This window comes from Bordetella sp. BOR01 (assembly GCF_019218885.1).
GTDB lineage: Bacteria > Pseudomonadota > Gammaproteobacteria > Burkholderiales > Burkholderiaceae_B > Bordetella_A.
The window spans coordinates 312,569-338,177 of the sequence record NZ_JAHUWT010000002.1 but is presented as its reverse complement, the minus strand read 5'-3'; the positions used below and the strand labels follow the sequence as shown (position 1 = coordinate 338,177).

Here is a 25,609-nt window from a genome sequence, read left to right as displayed (position 1 = left end):
CCAAGTGGCCATCTACGGCAGGATTCTTCAGGTTAGCGTCGTCTTGCAGTGCGCGCGCAGGGCCGCCGCGTAATCCGTGATCCACCCGATTATCTTTTGAACGCTGGGGTCGTTGGCACGGTCCGGCGAAACCAGAAGATACTCCCCGTACCTGCTACGCCGCGGGGGCGGACTGCATACCATCAGGCGTCCCGCTTCGATATGCGGGGTGATCGAGTACATCCAGCCCAATGCCAGGCCGCGGCCCGCGATCGCCGCATTCAGTGCTTCGGCGTAGCTGCCGCAAGTCCGGATATTGAGTCTCGACGTGCCTTTCGGATACCAACTGCGCCAGTCCAATGCGGACGTAAAGGGCGCCTCCATCTGCAGCAGCGGAGCGTTGCGCAGCGCCGTGCCGTGCTGTTTGATGAATGCCGGGCTGGCGACTTGATAGACCTTGCCTTCGAGCAGCATGCGATGCTGCGCCTTCGGACCCGGCACCATGAAGCACAATTGCAAGTCGTATTCGGTATGGGATGGATCGGCGCGTACGTCCAGGCAGACCAGGTTGATGGGGATATCGGGAAACGCGTTGCACAGTTGGCCCAGGGCCGGCAATATCCAGCCCGATGCGGAGGGCGTGATGCGCAGGGTCACCCCCTTGGGCTGGGCAGGCCGCATCAGGCGTTCGAACTGCTGGTCGATGTCGGAAAAGGCGCGCGCCAGCGTTGCCTGCAGGTCGGCGCCGGCAGTAGTTACCGTCAGCCGTTTGCCATTGCGTTCAAACAAGGCCACCCCCAGCCCCTCTTCCAGCCCGCGGATGCGGCGGCTGATCGCGGGCTGGGATACCCGGAGTTCCTGGGCCGCCAGGGTGAAACTGCCCAGGCGCGCCGCCGCCTCGAGCGCCATGAGATTATCGAAAGAGCCCAGGCGGCGGCGCAGTCGGATCATCCCTTTCGAGTCATCCAGACCCGCTCCAGGAAATGAGGATAAATCAACGGATGGGTGGTGTAGTCGTTGACATGCGTGGCGTGCGCGGAAAGATAATCGCGGTAGAACGGGATCAGCCACGGTAGATCGTGCACGAGCATTTGCTGCGCCTGCTTATACAATTGCGCGCGCTGGGCATCGTCTGTCGAACTGCGCGCATCTTCGACCAGCTTGTCGAACGCGGGGTTCTTGTAGGCCGAATCGTTATAGGGCGCATCGCTGGTCAGGTACTGCGTGTACATGGCATCTTCAGTCGGCATCATGTTCCAGAGCGAAACATAACATGCGGCCTTCTTCCACACATTGGCGACATACTGATCGTAAGAGATGACCTGCACATCGACGTCGATTCCCGCGGGCTTGGCCAATTCCTTGAATGCCACCGCAAGTGTGCCCCGCTCTTTGGGTGAATTGCTGGCGTAGCAAGTGATGCGGATTCCATCCGGGTAGCCCGCCTCGGCCAGCAATGCCCGCGCCTTCTCGATGTCCGGCTTGAAAGGCTCTAGCGGCAGGCCGTAGCGATATTCCGGCGAGATGACGTTGTCGTAGGCTGGGCGCCCGTATCCTTCCAGGACGATCTCGGTCAACACATCGCGGTCCAGGCACAGCTGGATCGCCTGCCGCACGCGCAGGTCGTCGAATGGCTTGGTATCAGTGCGCAGCACGATGTTCAGGAAGCCGCCGGTGCCCTGGCGGCGCCCCTTCACGTTGCCCGTCTTCGAGATGCGGTCATAGTCGGCGCTGGCCACGCGCAGCATGACGTCCGTTTCGCCATTGACCAGCGCCGCGTTCTCGGCCGCCGCGTCGGGATAGAGAATCACGTCGACTCCGTCCAGCAGGGGATAGCGCGGGTCGTGATACTTGTCGAAGCGTTCGACCATCGTGCGCCGGCCCGGTTCGTGCGAGCTTAGCTGGAAGGGTCCCGAGCCATGCACTTCGGTTTCCAGCACCTTGGGGTCGCCGTTGATGATGGACGCCGGTATCAGGCGCAGGTTGATGTGCGACAGGGCAACCGGCAGGTTGGCATCGCGGCGCTTCAGCACCATCTTGAAGTGGCTGGGATCGATGACCGCCACGTCCTGCACCAGGCCGATCGAGCGCATGGCGGGCGAAGCAAAGCGTGGGTCCAGGACCGCCTTGATCGACGCGACCGCGTCCGCCGCGGTGACAGGCGTACCGTCGTGAAAGACAAGGTTCGGCCGCATCGTGAAGGTGAATTCCGTCAGGTCGCCATTGGCCTCCCAGCCCAGGACAGCGTCCCCTTCGGGCTTCATGTCGGGGCCGAGCCGCGTGATGCCCATGTAAAGCATCTCGTTGAGGAGGTAGCCGGTGCCGTTCAACTGCACGAACGGATTCAGCGAGCCGGTGCGGTCCGAGACGCTGACCCGCAGGCGGCCGCCCTTTGCCGGGTTGCCGGCTTCACCCGCTGCCTGGACCGGCAGGCTGCCCGTCAACGACAATCCTATGACCGTTCCCGCGCCGGCAATCAGGAAATGCCGGCGGGAAGAGCTTGAAATAGTCATGGTGTGTTCCCCTGTTGGTTGAGTTGAACGGACAGGCACGGCAGGGCTGCGTCAAATAGCGGTTTCCACGGCCATGGGCGGGCGCAGCGACGCGCATCCCGTGGCGGTAACCTCGAATGCCATGCTCCGTATGATGAAGCCGTGGCCAGGCACATGAAGGGCCGGGACCAGGTGCATGGTCATGCCGGGAACGATCTCTGAATGATCGTCCGGCTTGAGCTGGACCAGGCTTTCCATCCAGCTGGCTTGCGCAGACAGGCCGATGCCATAAGCGGCCCGGTTCATGAAATGCGCGGCGAAACCCGCGTCTTCGATAACCCGGCGGCACAGCAGATCACCTTCGTGCGACGTCATCCCGGGGCGCAACCCTTGCATGACCGCATCGGCCGCCTGCGTGCACGCATCGATCATCCTGGCGCGGAGCCGATCGGGTTCGCCGCGCACGCAAGTCCATTCGATGGGCGCGGTATAGCGTTCGCACGTACCCGTCATGACGAACACCACACTATCGCCCTGTTGCGGAACCGCGTGGTCCCAGGCGCTGTGCGCCATGGCGGTTCGTGTACCCGAGGTCACGTGGGGGCCCGAAACGGGTGACTGGCCGCCCGCTCCGCCGATCAATGCCGCGAACGCGGCGGCCGTCGCGTCTGCGCCGTTGCCCCCCGCGCGGATGGCCTGGGCCGCGGCCGTGACGCCGGCCATGCTCAATTCGCCTGCACGGCGCATCGCCTTGAGTTCGCTCGATGACTTGATACGACGCAAGGCGATGATGGCGCCGCTGACATCTACCTGGTCCTGTGCGACCGCGCCCAGCTGCCGTGCCTCTACGTACGAAAGCCCGGGCCGCGAGAGTTCCAGCCCGATCCTGCGTGGATTCTTGCCGGCCAGGACCGTCGCATTGAACGCGAGCGCCTGGGCCAGCGTCTCGTCGTCGCCGTGCAAGGCCCAGACCTTGCACCAGCTGCGGCTGGCCCAGTGGTCCTGCCAGTGGCACTCCAGCGATCGCGTGACGAACAGGTGACGGCCATCTTCGGCCAGCAGCAGGGCCTTGCCGCGCGGCCTGCCGCCCAGGCTGATGCCGGTCAGGTAGAGCACGCTTTCGGGGTCGGTGACCGCCACGATCGGGACATCGTTCTTCGACATCCATGCCAGGACGCCGTCGCGGCGCCGTTCGAGTTCAGCGACGGGCATTGCCCACGCGTCGTCATTCATATTCATCGCTGGTTGCCTTCAATTGGAGTTGGCTTGTTCAAGCATGGGCATGGCGCGGAAAAGCGCAGTGGTATAGGGATGCGTGGGCGCCCTATTCCCCAGCGTTTCCCAGGTTTCGACGAACTGCCCCAGATACATGACTGCGATGCGGTCGGCGACGTGCCGGACGACGTGCAGGTCATGCGATATGAACAAGTAAGACATGCCGCTCTCGTCTTGCAGATCGGCCAGGAGATTCAGGATGGCGCCCTGGATCGTCACATCCAGCGCCGAAGTGATCTCGTCGCAGATGACCAGGCTGGGGCGTGCGGCGAAAGCGCGGGCAATGCACACCCGCTGCTTTTCGCCACCTGAAAGTTCATGCGGAAGCCGCTGGGCGTAGTGGTACGGCAGCCGCACCATATCCAGCAGCTCGTGAACGCGCACCCGCAATGCCTTTGCCGCCAGCCCGTCGCGTCTTGCCGCGGGGCGGGCCAATATCTGGCCGATGCTGTGCTTGGGGTTGAGCGCGGCGTCCGGATGTTGGAACACGATCTGGATCGCGTCGCGATAGTGCTGGTCCAGCGCCTGCACCGAGCCATAAGCGCGTCCTTCCAATGCGATCTCGCCATTGAATGAGACCAGTCCGGCAAGCGCCCTGGACAACGTCGATTTCCCGCAACCGCTTTCTCCAACCAGGCCGAGCGTCTCGCCAGGCCTGATCGAAAGACTGACGTCGTCGACCGCTTTCAGAAGCACGGGTGGCTTGCCGCGCAGGCGGTCCAGCACCCGTTCGCGTCCGTAGGTCACGCCGAGCTGCCGCACTTCAAGCAACGCGGGCCCATCAGCGGGGAGGACGGGGCGCGGCCGGTCACTTGCCGTCGACGCCACACCTTCCACCACGGCATCATCATCGAACAGCACTCGCCGGCGTACCGTCTGCCGCGGGGAATTGACGACGCTGGAAAGCAGCTTGCGCGTGTACGGATGGGCGGGAGCCTTCAGCAGCGTGGCGGTGCCGCCGGTTTCGACGATTTTTCCATGGTCGAGCACGGCGACGCGGTCGGCGATCCGTGCAATCGTCGTCAGGTCGTGGCTGATGTATAGAACCGATACGCCTGTCTCTACCATCAGCTCGCGCAGCAGGTCCAGAACCTGGGCGGCGGTGGTGACATCAAGCGCCGTGGTGGGCTCGTCGCAGATCATCAAGCGTGGACGTGTCGCGAAAGCCATCGCAATCAGGATGCGTTGCTTCTGGCCGCCCGACACCTGATGGGGAAAGCGCTTCATCATCGCTGGCGGGTCGGCCAGGTTGACCCGGGTCAACAGCTCATGAGCGGTCCGGATATTTTCCTCATCCGATGCCTGGCTGCGCAGGCGTATGCTTTCGAGCAGCTGCCGGCCCAGGCTCATCGTGGGGTTGAGCGACGCTGCGGGGTCCTGGTACACCATGGACACCACGCTGCGGCGGATCGTGCGCAATTGTTCGGGCGACGCCCCCTGCACGTCCATGCCATCGATACGGATCGTTCCCGACTCGATCCGTGCGCGGCGCCCCAGATATCTCAGGACCGAATAAGCCAGCGTGCTCTTTCCCGATCCCGACTCGCCCACCAGCCCGAGCACTTCTCCCGGCGCCACCCGCAACGAAACACCGTCAAGGGCCATCCGCACCTGCGTGCCGCTACGATAGCCGATGCGCAAATCGTCTATGAGCAGTTCCGCGCCTTTCGGCAACGCGCTGTTCATCGCGCCGCCCTCACGTTCATGGCATCGCGCAGGCCGTCGCCGAACATATTGAAGCCGATCGTCGCCAGCACAATCGCGACGCTGGGCCAGAACACCAACCACGGATTGCGGAATATGAACTCGCGGGCGTTGGCGATCAGCAAGCCCCAGTCGGATGCCGGCGGCTGCGCGCCCAGGCCCAGGTAGCTCAGGGTTGCGCCGAGCATGATGGCCAGGCCGACCCGGATCGACGCCTCGATCAGGATAGGGGCAACGACGACCGGCAAGATCTCGCGGAACATGATGTAGCGGGCGGATTCACCGCGCGCCACGCACGCCTGGACGAACTCCCGTTCGCGTACCGAAAGGACCGCGCTGCGCGTGATCCGCGCCAGGCCCGGCGCAAACGTCAATGCCACGGCAACGATGGCGTTGGTCGTGCTGGCGCCCAGCACCGTCACGATCAGCAATATCAGGATCAAGTTCGGCACGGCCATGACGACGTCTACCGCGCGCATGATGGCGCTATCGGTGCGGCCTCCGATGAAACCGGCGATCAGGCCAATCGGGGCACCGATGGTCGTGCCCAGCGCCGTCGCCGCGATACCGAACAGGATCGTGGGGCGCGCGCCGTGCAAGAGCCGGCTAAGAATATCGCGCCCGAAGTTATCAGTGCCCAGCCAGAAGTCGGAAGTGGGCCCCGATAGGCGCTTGGTGATGTGGAACGCCTCCGGATCGTAAGGCGCCAGCGACGGGCCGAATACGATCAGTACGACCAAAGCGAGCATGAGCAGGCTGCCGGCCAGCCCCAGCGGGTTGGACAGGAGGCGGCCTAGCCAGCCAGGCAGGTGCAAGCCCGTGTGCCGGCGGGGTTCATTCATATTGGATGCGCTTGTCGAGCCAGGCATAGGAGAGGTCCGCAGCGAGGTTGGCGAAGGCGTAGATGGCCGACATCAGCAGGGCGATGCATTGAATCAACGGCAGGTCGCGATTCTGGATCGCGAGCACCATGAGACGGCCGATTCCCGGATAGGCAAAAACTTCCTCGACGACCAGAATGCCGCCGATCAGATAGCCGACATCCAGCGCGATGATGGTGATGGTGGGCAGCAAGCTGTTGGGCAGCGCGTGCCGCCACAGCACGGCGCGATTGGACAGCCCCTTCAGCCTTGCGGTACGGACGTAGTCGCTTTCCAGGACTTCGACCATTTCGGATCGTGTCTGCCGCGATATGTGGGCCGTCATCACTATCGTCAGCGTGATTGCGGGCAGGATCAGATGGCTGGCGAACGCCCAGAAGCCGCCTTCCGAAATGGCCTTATAGCCGCCAGCCGGAAACAAGCCCAACTCGGGCCGTGCGAAGAGCACCAGCAACAAGGTGGCGGTCACGAATTCCGGCAGCGCAACACCGATGTAGGACGTGACGCTGACACCGACGTCGATGGGGCCTGCCCGCCGCGCTGCCGCGATCACGCCCAAGGGAATCGCGACGAGCGTAACCAGCACCAGAGCCACGATCCCGAGCAACGCCGAGCGGCCCAAGGCAGTCAGCGCCAGGCCAAGCACCGGCTGCCCGATCGAGAAAGAGGTGCCCCAATCGCCCTTGAGGATGCCCAGCGCCCAGTCTGCGTACTGGACGTACGCCGGGCGATCCAGGTGCATCCGGGCGCTGAGCGCGGCAACCTGTTCCGGCGTGGCATGCTCGCCCAAAATCATCTGGGCGGCATTGCCTGGAAGGACCTGGGTGAGAAAGAATATCAGCGCGGATACGAAGACCAGTATCAGGACGATATAAAGCACCCGCTTGAGAAAATACTCAATGTGCATGCCTTATATCTGAACAGAACGAATCTACTGTGACAACGGCCAAAATATCACTTTGTTATACGCTGGCTTTATAAGAATATTCGGCCGAAGTCACCGCGCCATCATGCCGATTTCTCAAGCCGGGGCATCGCCCGTATCGGCCACCAGGCCCACCGCCTGCACCGCCGGCACCAGCGCGGCCTCATCATTGTCCGAGGTGTCTCCCGACACCCCCACGGCGCCCACGATTTTGTCGCGCGGCGTCCAGCTGCAGCAGATGCTTCATGGGCTTGCCCTTATCGCATCGAAGACGTGGCCTACTACGCCCGACGCGCCGAAACTGTCGAGGGCGCGCCAGTGGTAGTGCAGGCGGTACAGCACGTCACGCCCCGTCTGTCACGCTGGACCGCTGGCCCCGCGACGACCGCCGCGCGCGGCTGGCTGAAACAGGCACCATCGCCAGAAACGCGGCAAGCTCAGTGCGACGAGACATAGCTTGCATCAGCGAATACTGCCGGGATGGCAAAGCTCTTGCGCATACGGTTCGCCTCTGCGGCTGGCGTCAGGCCGAACAGGCGCTTGAATTCCCTGCTGAACTGCGACGGGCTCGTGTAACCCACGGCGTGACCCGCCGCCTCTGCGCTCAGGTCCTGGCGCACCATCAACAGGCGTGCCTGATGCAGCCGCGTCGACTTCACATACTGCATCGGCGAGACTTGCGTGACCGCCTTGAAATGGCTGTGGAAGCTTGGAATGCTCATACCCGCTTCTTCGGCCAGTTGCGTTACGTCCAGGGGTTGCGCGTAGCCGGCATGGATAAGGCGTATTGACCTGCCTATCCGGCCGAACTGCCCTCGCATCGCCAAGGCTGCTCTCATCGAGCTTCCCTGGGCTCCGGAGAGCACGCGGAAATACAGTTCGCGCAGCAACCCCGGGCCCAGCACAGCGGCTTCGAGCGGACGGTGCATCGCTTCGAGCAGGCGCAATACGGACGCCTGCATCGCGTCATCCATCGGTGTCGACATCATGCTCTGGGGGGCTTGCTCGTGTTCCGCCATGCCTGTGCGGTCGATCTGCGCGGCCAATTCGGCAGCCATGGTGAAATCCAGGTGCAGATACAGTGCCAACAGCGGGCGCTGCGGCGTTGCGTCGGTTTCCATGCTGAAAGGCACGGGCACGGACACGACCAGGTAGTGGCGCTGGTCGTAAAGATAGAGTTGGCCGCCGAAATAGCCTCGCTTGCGGCCCTGGCAAACAATCACGATGCCGGGATCGTACAGGACCGGCGTGCGCGACAGCGCCCGGTTCGAGCGCAGGATGCGGACGCCAGGCAGCGCGGTCAGGGTGTAGCCCTCGTCGGGAGCCAACGCGCGCAGCAGCGCGACCATGCGTTGCCGGCTTCGAGAAGACGGATCCGGAAGCTGAGTCAAGGCGTGCTTGGTGCTCATAGTTTTAGGCAAGAAATTCAGCGAAATTTGGCTTATAAAGCTTTTTTCATCAGACTAGTATGCACTCTCTAATCAAGATTCGGGAGTAGCTTCAATGGCATCCAGCAAAATCCTGCTCATCACCGGTGTCAGCAGCGGCTTTGGCCGCGCACTCGCGCAAGAAGCGCTGGCGACGGGTCATAAAGTCGTGGGTACGGTAAGGAGTACGCAGGCAAGAGGCGATTTCGAGGCCTTGTCGGCAGATGCTGCCGTTGGACGTGTACTCGACGTAACCGACTTCGGGGCCATCGACGGCGTCGTGGCGGACATCGAGGCGAGCGTGGGGCCCATCGATGTCCTGGTCAACAATGCCGGCTACGGCCACGAGGGCACCATGGAAGAATCGCCCTTGTCCGAGCTGCGCCGGCAGTTCGATGTCAATGTATTTGGCGCCGTCGCCATGATGAAGGCCGTCCTGCCGTTCATGCGTAAGCGTCGGCGTGGCCATATCCTGAATATCACGTCGATGGGCGGCTACATCACCATGCCGGGAATCGCTTATTACTGCGGAAGCAAATTCGCGCTGGAAGGCATCTCGGAAGCGCTCGGCAAAGAGGTTGCCCCCCTGGGTATCGCTGTGACTGCCGTGGCGCCGGGTTCGTTCCGTACCGACTGGGCGGGCCGTTCGATGACACGCACGCCCCGCTCGATTTCAGATTATGACGATATCTTTGACCCCATTCGCAAAGCCCGCGAGGAAAAAAGCGGCAAGCAATCGGGAGACCCCGTCAAAGCGGCGCACGCGATGCTGGCCGCCATTGCTGCGGATCGCCCGCCCGCGCATCTTTTGCTCGGTAGCGATGCTGTCGGGCTCGTGCGAGACAAGCTGTCGGCATTGACGAGTGAAATCGGCGCATGGGAGGCCGTTACGGTTTCGACGGACGGCTGAGCACCATCACGGACACTGCTTGTGCCAAGGCTTGATTTGTTCATAGAAGCTTGCGGCACGATAGATGGTGGCTTCGTCGAAATGATGGCCCACGATCTGTGCAGACAGGGGCATGCCTGTTTTTCTTGAGAACCCGGTAGGCAGGACCAAGGCGGGATGTCCGGTCAGGTTGAAGGGCATCCGCACCTGGCGCTCGTAGGTCTTCAGGAACGACTCCAGGTCGCTTACCTTCGGGGTGGCATCGTAGCCCGACGCGGTAACCAATAGATCCGTATCCGCGAAAAGCGCCGAGAGCTCTGCGGTATATTGCCTGCGCAATTCTTGAGCGCGGGCATGATCGGCGGCGGTCAGGAAGGCGCCTTGCAGCAAGCGTTCCCGGCATCGGGTTCCATAGCTTTGCGGATCCGAACGCAGCCAGGGCTCATGGATGGCATAAGCCTCGATGCTTAGCAATAGCCGTGAAAGAAGGTTGTATTTTCGAAGTGCGGGAACGCGTACTTCATGGACGATGGCGCCGCCCTGGGCCAACACCCGAACCAGTTCTTCTATGCCCTCTACCTGTTCGGCGTCCGCGGCCGGATCTTCCATATAGACATTGCGCGCGACCGCGATGCGCAAGCCGTTCAAATCGGAAGCATAACGAGTGACGTCAGCACAGGAGCGGCCGTTAGTTGCCGGGTCTGCCGGATCGCTTCCCATCATGGCCTGCAACGCCAAGGCATTGTCTGCCACCGTACGCGTCATTGGGCCGACATGGTCCATCGTCGGCGCCAACGGAATCACGCCGCTTCGGCTGACGCGGCCATAGGTGGGCTTGAGGCCCACAATGCCGCAGCGGGCCGCCGGATTCCGTATGGATCCATTGGTGTCGGTACCCAGCGACAAGGGAACCATGCGGGCCGCAACCGCGACAGCGCTACCGCTGGAGGATCCCGCCGTGATGTAGTCGGGGTTCCACGGATTTCGCGGTGCGGGCCAGGGGCAATCGATGGGGTATCCGCCGCAGGCAAACTCATCCGTACTCAGTTTTCCCAAGAGTACGGCCCCCTGGTTCTTGAGTTTCTGAACGACACCCGCGCCGTCCTTGGCAATGTTGTCGGCCAATAACCGGGATTGCGCCGTGGTGGGTACACCTGCGTAATCGATGATGTCTTTCAGCGCATACGGCATGCCATGCAGCGGACCGCGCCATTTTCCGGCCCTGATATCGCTCTCGGCGGCCTGGGCCTCGTCCAGTGCGATATCTGCGGTGACACTGATGAAAGCATGCAATTGCTCATCTTCCTGGGCAATCCGGCTCAGCAGCGCCTGCGTATACCGAACCGGCGACAGATCCTGGCTGTGAATGAGCGTCGATGCCTCGGACAGGCCAAGCAGGCACAGGTCGGCATCGTTCACTTTGACAGGCCCCAGGTCGGCCGGGAAAGCTGGGCAATTCCGGACATATCATCCTGCAGGGCCTTCAGGGTGTTGCGGGCCGCGGCAGCGGCACGCACGACCTGATCGGGATGCTGGTGCACGGCCTGGCCCAGCCCTGCACAGCGGGCCGCATGAAGCGCCCAGGCAGGCAGGTCTTCGTCAGACAGGGCTGACATAGGCCCGTGCGCAGGCGCCGGAATAGTATTCGACATGAAAGCTCCCCGTGAGGATGACCGTATCGGCAATGGAATCAGTTCGCGGTGGCGCCAGAGGCCTTGACCACCTTGCCCCACATATCCACTTCGGACTTGATGTAATCGCCAAACTGCCCGGGCGTGGTCGGCGCGGCAACGGCGCCCATCGTGTCAAAGCGTTCGCGCACGGCGGGCATGGCCAGCACCTGGTTCACCGCGGTATTGAGCTTTGCAATGACATCGCTGGGCGTTCCCGCCGGGGCCACCAGGCCGAACCATGCAGAGACGTCGAAGTCGGGAAAACCCGATTCGGCCATGGTAGGCACGTTGGGAGCGCTGGCCGACCGTTCCTTGGTCGTGACCGCGAGCGCGCGCAATTTGCCGGACTGCACGTGTTGCCAGGCGGACGGCATATTGTCGAAACTCAGCTGGACCTGGCCGCCAATCAGATCCGCCATGGCGGGAGCGCTGCCCCGATAAGGAACATGCAGCATGTCGATGCCTGCTTGCAGCTTGAACAGCTCGCCGGCCATGTGGGTCGAGCCGCCCGTGCCCGCGGAGGCAAAGGCAAGCTTGCCGGGGTTTTTCTTGGCATAGTCCACCAGTTCCTGGACGTTATTGACCGGAAGGGAGGGGTTCACCACCAACAGGTTGGGCGACTTGATCAGAAGCCCCACCGGCGCGAAGTCTTTGACGATGTCGAAGTTCAGGTCCTTGTACAGCGTCTGGTTGATGGCCGAGGTAACGGCAACCACGAACAGGGTGTAGCCGTCGGGGGCGGCCCGGGATACCTGGTCGGCGGCCAGATTGCTGCCGGCACCCGGCTTGTTTTCTACAACGAACGGCTGCTTCAGGATATTGCTGAGTTCAGCTGCAACCACCCGTGCGGCGATATCGGTGGCCCCGCCGGGTGAAAACCCAACTACCAGGCGAACGGGCTTTTCCGGATACGCGGCTTGGACGGGGCCTGCGCAAGTCCACGCAAGCATGCCTGCCAGCAAAGCCTTCCAGAAAGGCGCGGTGATTCTTGAGATAAAGGTCATGATGGATTTCCCCTGGTCTTGATAAGTGCGTGTACTTAAAAGTACGTGTAGTTGAATAAATGCATGTACTTGAATATGCTTGCTCAAGTACGCTTACTTCAGCGCGCAATGCGCAAGAATTTTCGTGGCGTCGATAAAATCTTCAATACGCATGGCTTCATCGACGTTATGGCTGCCATGCTGGTTTCGCACCAGGACCATGCCGGTTGGAATGCCTAGTTGCGCAAACATGGCGGCATCGTGGCCGACGGTGGGCATGCGAAGCGATTTCAGCCCCAGGCCGCTGGCCGCAACCTCTGCGGCGGCAATGAGATCCGCATCCAGATGAATCGCATCGGTGCCTACCGTGGCGCCGAAATCGAAGCGCACCCGGAACTCGTCCTGTATGCGATCCGCCTCCGAGCGGATCTGGCGATATAGTGCGTGCGCAACCTCGTTGTTGGTGCCCGCGATATTGAAGCTGAAGTCGACCTCGCCAGGCACCTTGGTCATGGCATGGTGCGCCGGGTTCGTAGAGAAGATGCCGAAGTTGATGATGAGGTCGTCATTGCCCCCTTCATCGAGCAATTTCTTCCACATCCGATCCGCCGCGCAGACAAGTTGCGCGGTGGCGATGACGGCATCGCTGCGCAGGTGCCGCGGGCTGGTGGACGAATGGCCATAAACGCCCGCGCACCGAGAGAATGGATGGCGGATGTTGCCCCGTATCGCGGTTGCGAGGCCTACCGGAATGCCCAGGTCTTCAAGCACGGGCCCCTGCTCGATGTGCAGTTCCAGGTAAGAATGAACGTCTTCATGGCGCAGCCGCTTTTCCCGGATAGCGGCTTCGTCCGCATGGACACCCAGCGTTTGCAGGTGGCTGGCAAGCGATTGCTTCGTGCGGATATGCGTCAGCCCGTCGAGGTCTTGCTGGGCAAGCTTGCCCAATGCCAGCTTGCTGCCCAGGTAGGCCGTTCCAAACCAGGGGCTTTCTTCGCCCCGAAACCCGAGCGTCCTGAGGCGGCGCGGGGGAACGATGCCGGCGCGCCTGCAGGCCACTTGCACCAGGGTGCCCGCAATCACACCCGCCAGGCCGTCGTAATTGCCGCCCATGGGCACCGAGTCCAGGTGGGAGGCCATGACGGTCATGGCCTGCATGTCTTTCCCGTTTAGGTCGTACTGGAAATTGCCGCCGCCATCCACGCCGCATTGCAGGCCTTCGGATTCGGCAAATTTCCTGATCAGTTCACCGGCTTGCGTCTCTTCTTTGCAGAAGGCGGGGCGGCTGATGCCGGCGCCTTCCCGGGAAGCCTCGGCGATTGCTTCGAACAAAGCATGCGCCACGGCGGACAGCCCGTCTATTTCCTTGCCCAGGCGGTCATGCATGGGAAGACTCCTGGTTCTTGACCATCTGGATGGCAAGATCGATGGCGTGGTTGATGTGGCTGATGTCTTCCGCCGCCATGGGCGTTGAAAGCGCCATCAATCCGTAGCCCGAAGGCAAGATCCCATTGCCGATCAGCGTCTTGTTGAACAGCCGCAGCTTCGAGGCTTCGGCCGGGCTGGGATAGACGGCGCGGTAATCGGTGGGCGCGCGGTCAGTGAAATGGATCTTGAGCAAAGAGCCCATTCCCACCACGATTCCCGGCACGCCATGCCGCGTCAACGCATCGTTGGCGGCCTTCCGGACCTGGTCGCCCATCTGCCCAAGATGGGCGTAGGCTTTTTCGTCCAGCAACTCAAGGGCGGCACGCCCCGCCTGCATCGTGACGGGATTGGCGGAGAAAGTGCCGCCGTGCGGCAAGGCGGGCTTGCCCGACGATGGGTCGAATACCGCCATGACATCGCGCCGGCCGCCCACCGCGCCCACCGGAAAACCGCCGCCTATGACTTTTCCAAGTGTGGTCAGGTCCGGGGCAATGGAAAACAGCGCCTGCGCCCCGCCATGGCTAAGGCGGAAAGAGATCACTTCATCGAATATGACAAGCGCTCCAACCGCGTCCGCGGCGGCGCGTATGGCCTGAAGGAAAGCATCCGAAGCAGGAATCAGCCCCGCCCGGTTCGGCAAGGGGTCGATCAAGATCGCGGCAAGGTCTTTGCCATGCAAGGTAATGAGTGCTTTGGCCTTCTCGGGGTCATTGAACGGCAGCACGATGACGTCACCGACGACGCTTGCCGGCGTTCCTTTGGCATAGGGGACCGAATTGGGCGTGCTTGCCCCCCACTGTTGCGGGCCGGGATCCAGGCTGATTTCCGCGGGATCGTAACTGCCGTGGTAGGCCCCTTCCACCTTTGCGATCTTGGGGCGCCCCGTGTAGGCGCGCGCCGCCTTGATGGCCATCATCACCGCCTCGGTACCCGAATTGGTGAATCGCACGGTCTCGACCGAATCCAGCCGTCGCACCAGCTCTTTGGCCAGCAAGATCTCGGATTCGGTCGGCATGCCAAAGCAGGTGCCGCTTTCCATCTGGCGTAGCACCATCCGGTGGATGCCGGGATGCGCGTGCCCGTGGATCATGGACGTGTAGTTATTGATGCAGTCGATGCGCCTGTTGCCGTCCACATCCCATACATGGCATCCCTTGCCATGTGACGCGTACAAGGGAAAAGGCTTCTCGAATACCGTGGTGCGCGTATTGCCGCCAGGCAGATACTGCTTCGCATCGGCGTATAAGGCATGCGATGCGGGATACATTTTTGCGTCGTACATTTTTCTACTCTATTGCGGATCGGGGATAAGGACCTGGCCGTTGTCAGCGCGACAGGAAATGGCCCACCACATTGCCCAGCAGGGTGGAAATGGAGTTGTCGAAGTTGTTCCACGGCAAGCTGCCGCAGAACGTAATAGAGCCCACGGAGAACACCGCGCCGCCGCGGTCGTTTTCGAAATAGACGATTTCCGCACGCACCAGCGAGGCCGCCTTGTCGCCTTCTTTGTAGGCCGGCGGGGCGATCAGTTCTTCCAGCGTGGCGCCAAAGGTAGAGGAGTGCCCTTCGGAGCGGCAAAGAACCGTTGCCTGTGGCGGCGTGCCCAGCAAGGGATCGGCGCGATCCAGCTCGAAGCCGGCCGCCCCGCCGCCTGAATAGCCGAAGTCGCCCAGGTTCGCGTCGGGGATGCCTTGGAACATCCAGGCGAACTGCTTCTCATAAGAGACATCCAGCCGCTTGTAGTAGGATCCCTCGAACTTGCCTTGGGCGCTGAAGCCGACACCGACCAGTTGTTGCGGCGCGCGTCCGTTGTTGCGCCACAGCCCGCCGTAGCTGCCGTCGAATGCGTGGTAGTACTCGCCGGGCTGCGCAATCCACGAGCGAACGCCGGTTTCCGCTCGGCGCACTTCAAGCGTATCGGGCACGGTGTCGCTGGCCGCCACGCGCCAATAGAATCCGTTGCCGCCCAGGTAGGCCAGGCGGCCGCCGCCATTGATATAGTCGCGAAAAGCATCCAATGTGGCTTTGGACTGGTATTCGGGGTGCGTGCCGGTCAAGACCGCCTGGTAGGGCTCAAGCGCGCCCACCCCTTCTTTCTCGAGCTCGTGGTCCGTCAGGATGTCGAACTCGATTCCTGTCGCCTCCAGCCAGGCGACGATGTGCATATCGGCCGCAAAATGGCGCAGCCCGGATCCGCGCTGGTCGGTATAGGCGATGTAGGCCGGGCGCATGGTCAGGATCGGACGCCGGGCTGTAGAGAAAGTGACCCCGCTGCCATCGGCATGCAGGTTGTAGCAGGACAAGCCGAACTGTTTGTTCTCGGCCGGGTGATGCGGATAGGTTCCCCACTGCGCGATACGGGCTTTCAGCGAGTCGTCGTAGTTCTTCCTGTCGTAGTTTGCGTAGATTTGGTATGTGTACGTCGACATCACCAACGCCACCTTGGCGCGGGTACCTGCGGCCCCGGGAAGGACGAAAACCGGAATGATGTCCTCTTCGCCGGAAGAATCGTCCAGGCGCTCTCTCAGGCGTATTCCGTATACACCGCTGCGAAGGTCGTGGGGCACCGCGAACGCAAAGTCCGTGGCCCAATCGCAGTCATACAGATCGTCTTCATGGAAATGGACAGCGGCGTATTCCCCGGGCGATTGCTTCCAGCTCATGCTTTGACCGGTCCAGAACGGGCCTCGCACGGCGCGGGTGGGAAGATTGACCATCTTGCCGTGGAACTTGAATGGCCCTTGGTCGGATATGCCCAATGACTCGATGTCCTGGCTGAAGTCCCACCACGCCAGCAGGGTGGGATACAGATAGGTATGCGGCATCAACGGCGCAGGCGCGTCGTGCACGCCTTGCAACCAGAACGGGTGCTCGACGCGACCGTTGAAATGCTTATGGAACGTGCCTTCCTGGTTGCGCGGCTCTGCGGCGAATACCACCTGGGTGGCATCCCCCAGCGGGCGCCGCAATTCCAGCGACGCCATGCTGGGCGGCTGGCCGGGCCCGGCGGCGGACAAGGGCGTTTGCATCAGCTGTATGCGCCCCTGGTCGCCGATCAGGCGCAGCTCGTACCACTGCCTTTCATGCAGGGGCGCCGAAACCTCGCAGCGCGCCTGGCCGACCTGTAGCCGGGCGCCGCTGCGGTGTATCACGACGGACAGCAACTGGTCTGCCTGAATGCTGAGCACCACCTGGTCCCGGTCGTGCAAGAGCCACGGCTGCACCCGAAGGCAGATCGTCCATTGCCCCCCCAGATGCAGGCCCGCTGGCGCGACAACGCCATACGAGCCGGCATGGATCGGCTTCTTGACGGACGCATAGGCCCCCTCAAAGGAAGCTGGCACCGCTTCGACGATGACGCCCGGGCCTTCAGGATTGGGGTCGGCGCTTCGTATGCGTACGAGGTCGGCGTGGTATGGCGACTGCAGGTCGCTCGATACCTTGACGCTGATTGTTTCTCCAGGACGAGCCGAGAATTTATCGGTATATCCAACAAGTGAAATCATCGCGGCCGCTTCCTCTACACGCATTTCGTCTGAGTTCTGAACAGGAACGATGGTAAATTGAATACTCCAGAATATGAACTTCTGGAGTAAATAATCCATTTCTAGATTTGGTGCTTATGACAAAGCAGGCCATATCCGTGCAGGAGCAGTTGCGCGATCAGTACGAAAACCTGTCTCGCACCTTGCGACGAACCGCCAACTGGGTTCTTGCCAATCCGGCAGAGGTGGCGACCCGCCCACTGAACGAGTTGTCGACACTGTCGGGACGTTCGAGCGCCTCGTTCATCCGCTTGGCCCAGGAGCTGGGCTACGACGGATGGAAGGGCCTGCGGGAAGGGTTTGCCCAGATCTTGCGCGACGGGCCCGCCGAGTCGATGTTTGCCGAGCGGCTGGTCACGTTCAATTCGCTGGCGCGGCCGCAAACGATGCTGCGCACGGAACTGAAGAATGTCCAATCCTGCTATACGGCGGAAAATGCAGAGGTCATCCAGGAAACTGTCGAGCGCATGGCCAAGGCACGCCGGATCGCGCTTATCGGCCGCAGGTCGTGCACGCCGGTCATGACCTGGCTTCACTATCTGCTTAGAATCACTTGCCCGGGTGCGGTCCTGGCGGATGATCGCGGTGGGGCCTTCGGGCTGGATTTACTGGGCCTGGACCAGCAGGACATGGTCATTTCCGCGTCGTTCAGCCCATGCAGCCGGGAAACAGTGGGCGCAACCTGCCGGGCTGCCGCGGCCGGCGCCTGGACACTGGGAATCGTCGACGCGCCGCTCAACGCCTTGGCGCGCGTGACAGACAGGCATCTGCTGGTCGGCAAAGAATCCGACGCCTTCTTCGATTCCATGGTGGGGGCCATGGCCATCGTCCAATGGCTTGCCTCGGCGTGGGCCTTGCGCCTGGGCACCGGCGCCGTGCAGCGGGCGAAGGAATATCAGAAACTGATGGTAGAGACCGGCGCTTTCGAGCCTGAAGAGTGACGGGGCTGGCGGTGCATTCAAGGTCGGCACCGCCGAACCCAGCTCAGGCAAGCGACATCTGGTGCGCAAAGGATAATAAGCGTGCCTCGGCCAGCGGCTTGCCGATCAACTGGGCCCCCACCGGCATGCCGTTGCGGTCCAGGCCAATGGGCATGCTGAGCACGGGCAATCCCAAATAGCTGAATGGCCGCGTCAGGCGCGTGATTTCGCCCACGACATTGAATACGCTGCCCTTCTTTTCCATGTCGGCATCGGCCCGCAACGGAACAGGGATGGGAATGGCCGGGCACAGCAGAATATCCACGCCCGACATCGGCCCCGCCAGAAACTCGCGCAATACGCGCGCGCGCACCATCATCGCCTCGAGGTAACGAGCAGCAGGCATATGCAGCCCGGGTTCCGTGCGCGAGTACACGGCCTGCGAATAGGCCTGTGCGTTGGTCCGCATCCATTGACTGTGCAAGGTTGCGGCCTCTACCTTGGAGATGACATCGCCCATGGCGTAGCAGGCCGACAACTGCGGAAAGCCCACTGTGCGAACCGTGCCGAACAGGTGTTCCACGCGCTGTGCGAAATCGCCGAAGACGGAAGCGATATCGGGGTCGCAGGCTTCCGCCCCCGGCAAATCCAGTACCGCGACACGGCTGTTCTCGGCTGCGATGTCCAGCAAGCCGGGATAATCCGGCACGCCGGCACCCAGTGAAGATGGGTCTTCCGCATCTGGCCCAGCCACCGCTTGCAGAAGGATCGCACAGTCTTCGGCCGTGCGTGCCAGCGGGCCGACGCAGTCCAGCGAAAACGCCCTAGGAAAACAGCCGTTGCGCGAGATGCGCCCGTAGGTCGGCTTCAGGCCGAACAAGCCGTGCACGGAAGCCGGTAAGCGTATTGATCCCCCCGTATCGCTGCCCAGGGATGCAAAGACCGCACCGGATGCCACGGCTGCGCCGGAACCGCTGGACGAGCCGCCCGAGATCCGGAAAGGATCGAGGGCATTGCGGCAGTCGCCGAACTGGGGGTTCTGCCCAGTGGGGCCCGCCACCATCTCGTTCAAGTTCAACGCGCCGACGGTGACGGCGCCCGCTTCCTTCAATAGGCGAATGGCGTGTGCGTCGCACGCCGCCTTGACGGCCGGGCGGGCCCGGGATCCTATGGTGGCGGCGTGGCCTTCGATTTCGAAGCAATCCTTGTGTGCAAGCGGAATGCCATGCAAACGCCCGCGCAACTTTCCACGGGCGCGTTCCGCATCGGCAGCCCGGGCCTGCGCCATGGCTTTGTCGGCCCAGATTTCGATGAATGCATTGAGCGCAGGCTGGTGCTCTGTGGCCCGGGCGAGCGCCTGGGCGGTCAGTTGCTCCGCGCTCAGTTCGCCTGCAGCCATCTTGCGGGCGGCCTGCGCCAGTGTCTGGTGGCGAAGCGGCTGGCCTGCCTTGCCAGCGCCGGGCATTTGCCGGCGGGATGGCACGGCCGGAGCCGGCCCCGAGGTCACATTGCCGCGATCACGTTCCTGGAGCAGCGCACGCGGGTAGTCCGCGGGCTGGCAGAAGGGACTGATGCTGCCAGCGCTGGCGCGCACCGCGGCATTCAGCCGACTGAGCTCCGAAGCCAGCAGGGCGGGATCCGTGCGGGAAGGAACGTCGTGCAAGTACTGGGTGCTGACCACCAGGTATTGCGCAACCGTTTGCTTGACCGCCTTTTGCCCGTCTCGCTCATCGAGGTTGGCTTGGTTCATGGCCGGGGCAAAGAGCCTAGATACTGGACAACTTCTGCGCTGGGCACGACATCGGCAAATTGCCTGTCCATGTCAAACAAGGAAATGGCATGAGAAATCGGTATCCGGTCGAAGACGCCTTCCTGGACGACGATCGTGCGGAAGTTGTAGGACGATGCGTCGAATACCGTGGCGCGTACGCAATTGCTGGTTGATCCGCCCATGACGATGACGGTATCGATCTGGCGCTCGACCAGGTAGCCCAACAGCGGGGTGCCATGAAAGCCGCTGGGCTTCTTCTTGACGAAGACGATGTCCTCGCCGGCCACCTCCATTTCGGGCAGGATTTCCGCCCCCGTGCTGCCCGCCAGGCACCAGTTCTGCGTATCGAGCAGGTCGCGCTTGCGACGATAGACACCCATGTCTTTGCCGCTGGCATCGACCTCGAAAGCCGCGAAGAAGCACGGCACTTTTTGCGCCCTTGCGGCACGCAAGACGTGCTGAATATGCGGGATGGCCGCGTGGCCGGCGGCACCGCTGTTCGATGGCCAGTCCATGGGCGCATCGGCCTTGCCTATCATGAATCTTTGGACATCGATGACGACAATGGCGGGCCTGGCGCCGAAGTCCATGCGCCGGCTGAACTTGGCGCGCTGGATGACTGCACGGTCATCGTCTGACAGGTACTGCTCCCACGGCTTCATGCATGTCCTTCTTTGTGACTGGATGGAAATGGCCACGGGGGCGCACTGCCCCCCGGCCTGGGTAAGCCTACTTGCTGGCGATGTTGATGCCGCTGCGCCGCGCCGTCTGCGTGAATACCTCGACGTCCTGCTTCAGCTGCGCCGCCATCTCGGCACGACTGGAGGGCGACGACTTGGCCCCCAGGCTGACCAGGAACTCCTTGAATTCCGGAAGCGCGACGATCCGGGCCACTTCCTTATTCATCTTGTCCGTGATGGGGCCGGGCGTCCCGTGCGGGGCAAACAGCCCCCACCAGACATTCACGTCGTAGTCCAGCCCGGTGGCCTCACGCACGGTGGGCACGGATGCGAACTCCGGTTCACGCGTACTGCCGGTGAACGCCAGTTTGGGCAAATCCCCTGCCGGGGTGCCGCCGATAGAGGCCAGGGTGGTGATCATGAAGTCCAGGCGCCCCGCCACCAGGTCCATCTGGGCCGGGCCCATTCCCTTGTAGCCGACCTGTTGCATCTTGATGCCCGAGAGTGAACCGAAAAGCTCGGTAAGCAGGTGCCCACTGTCGCCCGCCCCCGTTGTTCCATAGTTGATCTCGCCAGGATTGGCTTTCGCATACTTGATGAAATCGACGAGCGTCGTCGCGGGAAAATCCTTGCGCGTCAGCATGACGAACGGCGCTTCGGCTACCCGCCCCACGGCGTCGAACGACTTCAAGGTGTCATACGGCGGGTTCTGCGTGGCCGCGCTGGTTGCCAGCGTGGCCGATACGAATAGGTAGGTGTAGCCATCAGGGGCTGAATTCGCGACCATGGCCGACCCCACCACGCCCGCTGCCCCGCCCTTGTTCTCGACAACGACGCTTTGGCCCAGCGAGTCCGACAGGGATTGCGCCAAGCGGCGCGCGATATGGTCGTTGCTGCCCCCGGGCGAGAACGGCACCACGATACGTATGGGCTTATTGGGCCAGTTTCCCGTGTCACTTGCCTGAACCGCCCGAATGGGCAAGACCATCAGCAGGGCACAAGCCGCAGCGGCCGCCGCCATCCATGTCCTGCGGGTACTCGGGCCCGGCCCGGCCCGGCGCTCTTTGCGTGTCATCGTCTCTCTCCTTGGTCTGATAATGCTGGCGCTGCATGAAGCTGTTTTTGGTGATGGACTTCCGCGTCTTGCCATGCCGGTTTCCGGCTTGCCCCCTGGGTTTGCGCTATCTCAAGAAAGACCCAAAGAGATAATGAGATCATTATGACTAGGGATATGGGACGGGTCAAGGAGCGATTGCCTTGGAGTAGAATCGGCGCAGCCTCGGCCCACGCGGCAGGCGCGCAAATACTTACAACAGGACTGAACGCATGGCATCCACTTCAAGCGCTTCTTCTTCCGGACGTGCTCGATACCTGATCGTGACGGACACACTGGCTCGCGAGATCGGCGCCGGCCGCTATCCGACAGGCACGCTGCTGCCTCGCGAAGCGGAATTGATCGAACGGTTCCAGGTCAGCAGGACGACCATCAGGGAAGCCCTGAAAAGGCTGGCAACCATGGGATTGGTTGCCACCTTGCACGGCGTCGGCACCCGGGTACAAGCCAGGGAAGTCCGCACCAGCTACCTGGCCGCCATGCGATCGCTCGACGACGTCTTGCAGTACGAAGGCGAGAAAACCCGCTTTCTGATCGAACATCGCTCCGAGCTCATCGCCGGCGAGAACGACAGAAGCCTGCTCAAGTGCGCGCCTGGCCAGAAGTGGAAGGTCATCAAGGGCTATAACCAGTCGTCCACCGGGCCCTATATGGCTTTTGCCGACGCAACAATCCATATCCGCGCTCCGTACGACGACATCCTGACGCGCAAGTCTCGATACGACACCCCCTTCTATTCCCTGATCTGCGAACAGCACAGTCTTCAAATCGTGCGCATCGAACAAGAGCTCGAAGCCATCGCGCTGGATGAACAGCAGGCACATGTGCTCGAAGCCGAGGTGGGTTCGCCAGGGCTGAGAATCGTGCGCCGCTATTACTGTGAAGAAAACGAGCCCTTCGAAGTCACGGTCAATGTCCATCCCGCCAAGCGCTTCACGTACAAAATGAGCCTCGACCGAAAGGCGCACTGAGTCCGCCCCGCGTGGCCGCTTCCTGAAGCGGTAGCGAATTCCGCCTGCCGGCTGCTTCGCCCCAGCCGGGAATTGCCAGGCACGCCATCTCCACCTGCCTCGTCAGATATAATGATATCATGATGACAACGAGGAGGAGACAATGGCGGACCCGAGTATTTCCGAACTGCGGGCAATGGCAGCATCATTACCCCCCACCAAAGCTTGCGCCACCTTTGCCGCCGCGCTGGGCTGGCAACATCTGGACGCCGATGCCCGGCTGCATGCGGGGCGGCATTTTCTGGACACCTTGGGCGCGGCAATCGCCGGCGCCACGCAAAGCGCCACAGAAACGGTTGTGTCCACCCTGAAGCTTGCCGGCGAGGCGGGCAGCGACATGCCGATGCCCGTACCGGGCAGGCCGGCCAGCGGCATGGGCTTGCTGGCGGCCACCCACATGATGGGCACGGCCGCGCACGGGCTGGAACTGGATGACGGCTACAGACCCGGCATGATGCACCCAGGATGTGTTGTGGTGCCCGCGGCATTACTGCTGGGCGCGCGGCTGGAAAAATCGGGCAAGGAGATGCTGACGGCAATTGCCGCCGGCTATGAGGTGGCGTGCCGCATCTCCGCGGCCACACACCCCAGGGCACGCTGGCGGGGCTTCCATCCCACTTCCGCCGCGGGCGTTTTTGCAGCCGCCGCGACCGCCGGCAACTTGCTGCGCCTGACTGCCGGCCAGATGGAAAGTGCGATGGGTATCGCGGCGAGTTCGTCTGCCGGGCTATTCACCTTCCTGGACGGCGGCGACGTCAAGCGTTTGCATGGCGGCCTGGGCGCGCGCGAAGGGCTGTTCGCGGCCTTGCTGGCAAGCCAGGGCTTGATAGGCCCGCCCAACGCACTGGAATCCGGCAACGGGTATCTGCATTCTCATGCCGGCGGCGACCTGCCCGAAAACGATTATTCGGAACTGAAGATTCTTGCCGCCGGCGGACCCGCGGACAGCTTTGCCGTCACGCAGTGCTATCTGAAACCGTATGCGAGCTGCCGGCACATACACGGCCCGGTCGAAATGCTGCTGGCTTTGCGGGCCAGGCATGGCCTGCAATTGGCGGACATAGATTCCATACATGTAGGCACCTATGCCGTGGCGGCCGCCCATGGCGCACCGGGGTGGAGCGAGATGACCACCGCGCAAATGAGCATGCGCTACGTTCTGGCCGTGGCGCTCGCACGCGGGAAGGTAACGCCTGCGCAGTTCAGCGATGCGGAGCGCGCCGATCCTGGCGTCACGGCATTCTGCTCCCGGGTGTTTACCTCGGTTGATGACGATTGCGAAGCAAGGTACCCCGGCTTGCGCCCGGCCAGGATCACAGTGACGCTGAAGAACGGCCGCACCCTGGCCGCCGAAGTCGACGAACCACCGGGCGAGCCCGGCCGCCGCCTGAGCGATTCCGGCGTGGAAGAGAAGTTTGGGCATCTTGCGGAGCCGGTGGTCGGCAAGCAAGCCATCGAGCGGATCCTGGCGCACACGCGGGATTTGGCCAATTGCGCGAATGTCGATGAACTGCTTCAGCTTTGCGTTCCCCTTTCGACCCCGCGGCATTCTTCGCAGACCGTTTCGGTATAGGCATACGGCCACAGAGACCTCAATGACACAAGCAGCCATCAAGAACCGGAACGGGCTTCCGACCAAACAATTCGACGCCAGCGTACGTGGCCCCCTGCATGGCGTACGCGTCGTGGATTTATCGCGGCTGGTCGCCGGAAACATGCTGACGTTGCAGCTTGCCGACTTCGGTGCCGACGTTATCAAAGTCGAGCCCCGCACGGGCGACACCTTGCGGGCTTTCCAGGCGGATGGAATCGAAACCTTCTGGAAAGTCTATGCCCGCAACAAGCGCAGTGTCTGCCTGGATTTCCGGCATCCGGAGGCCATGGGCATCATCAAGCAGATGGCTGCCTCGGCCGACGTCATCGTGGAAAGCTTCCGGCCGGGCGTGCTTGAGGAAATCGGGCTTGGCCCCGACGTTCTGCACGCGATCAACAAGAAGCTCGTCGTCGTGCGCATCTCTGGCTGGGGCCAGACTGGGCCTTATCGCCGCAAACCGGGATTCGGCACACTGGTAGAAGGTTATTCCGGCTTTGCCGCGATGAACGGCTTCTCGGACCGCGAGCCGGTTCTGCCCCCATTCTTCCTGGGCGACATGGCAGCAGGCCTGTACGGTGCCAATGCCACCATGATTGCACTATGGAACAGCCGCGTGAATGGCGGCAATGGCCAAGTCGTCGACCTTTCCCTGTTTGAGCCCATTGTCTCGTTGCTGGGCCCCCAGGCAGCCAGTTACGCGATTACCGGGAAGGTAAAGCCCCGCACCGGAAGCCGCTCTAGCACGACGGCGCCGCGCAACACCTACCGCACCCAGGATGGGCAATGGGTGTGCGTCTCTACATCGACCGCCAGCATGTCTGCGAGGCTGTTCAAGACTATCGGGCGCGAAGACGTGACCACCAACCCGCGATACGCAACCGTGGCCGACCGGCTGAAGCATGTCGAAGAAGTCGACGCCATCGTGGGCGATTTCGTGGGCAGGCACTCGCTTGAAGACAATCTGCGGATTTTCGAAGCGGCAGACGTAACCGTGGGGCCGGTTTTCGATGCCTCTCATTTAATGACGGACCAGTATGTCATCGAGCGCGAGAGCCTGGTGCAACTGCCCGATGAAGACATCGGGCTCATGCCCATGCACAACGTTGTCCCCAGGCTGTCTGGCACACCAGGCACCTTCCGCCGCCGTGCGCCGCACAAAGGCGAGCACAGCGCGGAATGCCTGATCTCTGTAGTAGGCGAGACGCGGTTTGAGCAACTTGTGGAATCAGGCGCTATTTTCCAGCGTCCGGACCCGGCATCGGCAGACGCGGACGATCTTGCTCTTGCCACGACTGGGCGTTAATGAACACCACCCGATA

The 25,609-nt window shown here is 62.3% G+C and carries 21 protein-coding genes; 5 read left to right on the top strand and 16 right to left on the bottom strand.

All coding sequences use genetic code 11. The features are described from left to right. Positions 1 to 27: 27 nt before the first annotated feature. The 7 genes from KW845_RS09390 to KW845_RS09355 form a co-directional block, all read right to left on the bottom strand. Positions 28 to 930, bottom strand: coding sequence for a LysR family transcriptional regulator (locus KW845_RS09390; RefSeq protein ID WP_218368965.1), 903 nt, complete (start codon positions 928 to 930; stop codon positions 28 to 30). Further along, on the bottom strand, positions 927 to 2,492 hold the full coding sequence (locus KW845_RS09385; RefSeq protein WP_218368964.1) for an ABC transporter substrate-binding protein: 1,566 nt from the start codon (positions 2,490 to 2,492) through the stop codon (positions 927 to 929). The genes KW845_RS09390 and KW845_RS09385 overlap by 4 nt, the downstream gene beginning before the upstream one ends. A gap of 51 nt (positions 2,493 to 2,543) precedes the next feature. Beyond that, complete coding sequence (locus tag KW845_RS09380) at positions 2,544 to 3,710, bottom strand: Xaa-Pro peptidase family protein (RefSeq protein ID WP_218368963.1); 1,167 nt, start codon at positions 3,708 to 3,710, stop codon at positions 2,544 to 2,546. A 12-nt stretch (positions 3,711 to 3,722) separates the two neighbouring features. After that, positions 3,723 to 5,432: an ABC transporter ATP-binding protein gene (locus KW845_RS09375; protein WP_218368962.1), complete on the bottom strand. Its 1,710-nt coding sequence runs from the start codon at positions 5,430 to 5,432 to the stop codon at positions 3,723 to 3,725. Further along, positions 5,429 to 6,292 carry an ABC transporter permease gene (locus KW845_RS09370; protein ID WP_218368961.1) on the bottom strand — a complete coding sequence of 288 codons (864 nt, stop codon included), beginning with the start codon at positions 6,290 to 6,292 and terminating at the stop codon, positions 5,429 to 5,431. The genes KW845_RS09375 and KW845_RS09370 overlap by 4 nt, the downstream gene beginning before the upstream one ends. Continuing rightward, positions 6,285 to 7,238, bottom strand: coding sequence for an ABC transporter permease (locus KW845_RS09365; protein ID WP_218368960.1), 954 nt, complete (start codon positions 7,236 to 7,238; stop codon positions 6,285 to 6,287). Before KW845_RS09365 ends, KW845_RS09370 begins: the two co-directional genes overlap by 8 nt. A 455-nt stretch (positions 7,239 to 7,693) precedes the next feature. After that, entirely contained in the window at positions 7,694 to 8,665 is a 972-nt protein-coding gene (locus KW845_RS09355) for an AraC family transcriptional regulator (protein ID WP_255592515.1), read from the bottom strand. 94 nt (positions 8,666 to 8,759) lie between these two features. On the opposite strand from KW845_RS09355, the gene KW845_RS09350 reads away from it, so the two are divergent. Further along, positions 8,760 to 9,593: an oxidoreductase gene (locus KW845_RS09350; RefSeq protein ID WP_218368959.1), complete on the top strand. Its 834-nt coding sequence runs from the start codon at positions 8,760 to 8,762 to the stop codon at positions 9,591 to 9,593. A 6-nt stretch (positions 9,594 to 9,599) separates the two neighbouring features. Here the strand turns inward: KW845_RS09350 and KW845_RS09345 are convergent, their stop codons facing one another. The 6 genes from KW845_RS09345 to KW845_RS09320 all read right to left on the bottom strand — a co-directional run bounded on the left by KW845_RS09345 (position 9,600) and on the right by KW845_RS09320 (position 17,162). Continuing rightward, a complete protein-coding gene (locus KW845_RS09345; RefSeq protein ID WP_218368958.1) occupies positions 9,600 to 10,991 on the bottom strand; it encodes an amidase in 1,392 nt (463 codons plus the stop codon). Next, on the bottom strand, positions 10,988 to 11,188 hold the full coding sequence (locus KW845_RS09340) for a hypothetical protein (protein ID WP_218368957.1): 201 nt from the start codon (positions 11,186 to 11,188) through the stop codon (positions 10,988 to 10,990). The genes KW845_RS09345 and KW845_RS09340 overlap by 4 nt, the downstream gene beginning before the upstream one ends. A gap of 74 nt (positions 11,189 to 11,262) precedes the next feature. After that, entirely contained in the window at positions 11,263 to 12,249 is a 987-nt protein-coding gene (locus KW845_RS09335) for a tripartite tricarboxylate transporter substrate binding protein (RefSeq protein WP_218368956.1), read from the bottom strand. A gap of 93 nt (positions 12,250 to 12,342) precedes the next feature. Next, a complete protein-coding gene (locus tag KW845_RS09330) occupies positions 12,343 to 13,614 on the bottom strand; it encodes a hydantoinase/carbamoylase family amidase (protein ID WP_218368955.1) in 1,272 nt (423 codons plus the stop codon). Next, positions 13,607 to 14,938 carry an aspartate aminotransferase family protein gene (locus KW845_RS09325; protein WP_218368954.1) on the bottom strand — a complete coding sequence of 444 codons (1,332 nt, stop codon included), beginning with the start codon at positions 14,936 to 14,938 and terminating at the stop codon, positions 13,607 to 13,609. The genes KW845_RS09330 and KW845_RS09325 overlap by 8 nt, the downstream gene beginning before the upstream one ends. Before the next feature lie 43 nt (positions 14,939 to 14,981). Beyond that, positions 14,982 to 17,162 (bottom strand): N,N-dimethylformamidase beta subunit family domain-containing protein, encoded by a 2,181-nt coding sequence (locus tag KW845_RS09320; RefSeq protein WP_218368953.1) that lies wholly within the window; start codon positions 17,160 to 17,162, stop codon positions 14,982 to 14,984. Positions 17,163 to 17,278: 116 nt separating this feature from the next. Between KW845_RS09320 and KW845_RS09315 the strand changes: the two genes are divergently transcribed. Further along, positions 17,279 to 18,142: a MurR/RpiR family transcriptional regulator gene (locus KW845_RS09315; protein ID WP_218368952.1), complete on the top strand. Its 864-nt coding sequence runs from the start codon at positions 17,279 to 17,281 to the stop codon at positions 18,140 to 18,142. A gap of 43 nt (positions 18,143 to 18,185) precedes the next feature. Here KW845_RS09315 and KW845_RS09310 read toward each other — a convergent pair whose 3' ends face one another. From KW845_RS09310 to KW845_RS09300, 3 genes are all read right to left on the bottom strand, one after another. Beyond that, positions 18,186 to 19,871 (bottom strand): amidase, encoded by a 1,686-nt coding sequence (locus tag KW845_RS09310; RefSeq protein ID WP_218368951.1) that lies wholly within the window; start codon positions 19,869 to 19,871, stop codon positions 18,186 to 18,188. Then, positions 19,868 to 20,554 carry a cysteine hydrolase family protein gene (locus KW845_RS09305; RefSeq protein ID WP_218368950.1) on the bottom strand — a complete coding sequence of 229 codons (687 nt, stop codon included), beginning with the start codon at positions 20,552 to 20,554 and terminating at the stop codon, positions 19,868 to 19,870. The genes KW845_RS09310 and KW845_RS09305 overlap by 4 nt, the downstream gene beginning before the upstream one ends. A gap of 67 nt (positions 20,555 to 20,621) precedes the next feature. After that, a complete protein-coding gene (locus KW845_RS09300) occupies positions 20,622 to 21,647 on the bottom strand; it encodes a tripartite tricarboxylate transporter substrate binding protein (protein ID WP_218368949.1) in 1,026 nt (341 codons plus the stop codon). Positions 21,648 to 21,898: 251 nt separating this feature from the next. Here KW845_RS09300 and KW845_RS09295 point away from each other — a divergent pair, with 251 nt between their 5' ends. The 3 genes from KW845_RS09295 (at position 21,899) to KW845_RS09285 (ending at position 25,593) form a co-directional block, all read left to right on the top strand. After that, on the top strand, positions 21,899 to 22,657 hold the full coding sequence (locus tag KW845_RS09295; protein ID WP_218368948.1) for a GntR family transcriptional regulator: 759 nt from the start codon (positions 21,899 to 21,901) through the stop codon (positions 22,655 to 22,657). A gap of 142 nt (positions 22,658 to 22,799) precedes the next feature. Beyond that, positions 22,800 to 24,269: an MmgE/PrpD family protein gene (locus tag KW845_RS09290; protein ID WP_218368947.1), complete on the top strand. Its 1,470-nt coding sequence runs from the start codon at positions 22,800 to 22,802 to the stop codon at positions 24,267 to 24,269. Between the two features lie 22 nt (positions 24,270 to 24,291). Then, a complete protein-coding gene (locus KW845_RS09285; protein WP_218368946.1) occupies positions 24,292 to 25,593 on the top strand; it encodes a CaiB/BaiF CoA-transferase family protein in 1,302 nt (433 codons plus the stop codon). The last annotated feature ends 16 nt before the right edge of the window (positions 25,594 to 25,609 follow it).

Coding starts and splice junctions, on each gene's coding strand:
- KW845_RS09390 (WP_218368965.1), bottom strand. CDS start 930: ATGATCCGACTGCGCCGCCGCCTGGGCTCTTTCGATAATCTCATGGCG.
- KW845_RS09385 (WP_218368964.1), bottom strand. CDS start 2,492: ATGACTATTTCAAGCTCTTCCCGCCGGCATTTCCTGATTGCCGGCGCG.
- KW845_RS09380 (WP_218368963.1), bottom strand. CDS start 3,710: ATGAATATGAATGACGACGCGTGGGCAATGCCCGTCGCTGAACTCGAA.
- KW845_RS09375 (WP_218368962.1), bottom strand. CDS start 5,432: ATGAACAGCGCGTTGCCGAAAGGCGCGGAACTGCTCATAGACGATTTG.
- KW845_RS09370 (WP_218368961.1), bottom strand. CDS start 6,292: ATGAATGAACCCCGCCGGCACACGGGCTTGCACCTGCCTGGCTGGCTA.
- KW845_RS09365 (WP_218368960.1), bottom strand. CDS start 7,238: ATGCACATTGAGTATTTTCTCAAGCGGGTGCTTTATATCGTCCTGATA.
- KW845_RS09355 (WP_255592515.1), bottom strand. CDS start 8,665: ATGAGCACCAAGCACGCCTTGACTCAGCTTCCGGATCCGTCTTCTCGA.
- KW845_RS09350 (WP_218368959.1), top strand. CDS start 8,760: ATGGCATCCAGCAAAATCCTGCTCATCACCGGTGTCAGCAGCGGCTTT.
- KW845_RS09340 (WP_218368957.1), bottom strand. CDS start 11,188: ATGTCAGCCCTGTCTGACGAAGACCTGCCTGCCTGGGCGCTTCATGCG.
- KW845_RS09335 (WP_218368956.1), bottom strand. CDS start 12,249: ATGACCTTTATCTCAAGAATCACCGCGCCTTTCTGGAAGGCTTTGCTG.
- KW845_RS09330 (WP_218368955.1), bottom strand. CDS start 13,614: ATGCATGACCGCCTGGGCAAGGAAATAGACGGGCTGTCCGCCGTGGCG.
- KW845_RS09325 (WP_218368954.1), bottom strand. CDS start 14,938: ATGTACGACGCAAAAATGTATCCCGCATCGCATGCCTTATACGCCGAT.
- KW845_RS09320 (WP_218368953.1), bottom strand. CDS start 17,162: ATGATTTCACTTGTTGGATATACCGATAAATTCTCGGCTCGTCCTGGA.
- KW845_RS09315 (WP_218368952.1), top strand. CDS start 17,279: ATGACAAAGCAGGCCATATCCGTGCAGGAGCAGTTGCGCGATCAGTAC.
- KW845_RS09310 (WP_218368951.1), bottom strand. CDS start 19,871: ATGAACCAAGCCAACCTCGATGAGCGAGACGGGCAAAAGGCGGTCAAG.
- KW845_RS09305 (WP_218368950.1), bottom strand. CDS start 20,554: ATGAAGCCGTGGGAGCAGTACCTGTCAGACGATGACCGTGCAGTCATC.
- KW845_RS09300 (WP_218368949.1), bottom strand. CDS start 21,647: ATGACACGCAAAGAGCGCCGGGCCGGGCCGGGCCCGAGTACCCGCAGG.
- KW845_RS09295 (WP_218368948.1), top strand. CDS start 21,899: ATGGCATCCACTTCAAGCGCTTCTTCTTCCGGACGTGCTCGATACCTG.
- KW845_RS09290 (WP_218368947.1), top strand. CDS start 22,800: ATGGCGGACCCGAGTATTTCCGAACTGCGGGCAATGGCAGCATCATTA.
- KW845_RS09285 (WP_218368946.1), top strand. CDS start 24,292: ATGACACAAGCAGCCATCAAGAACCGGAACGGGCTTCCGACCAAACAA.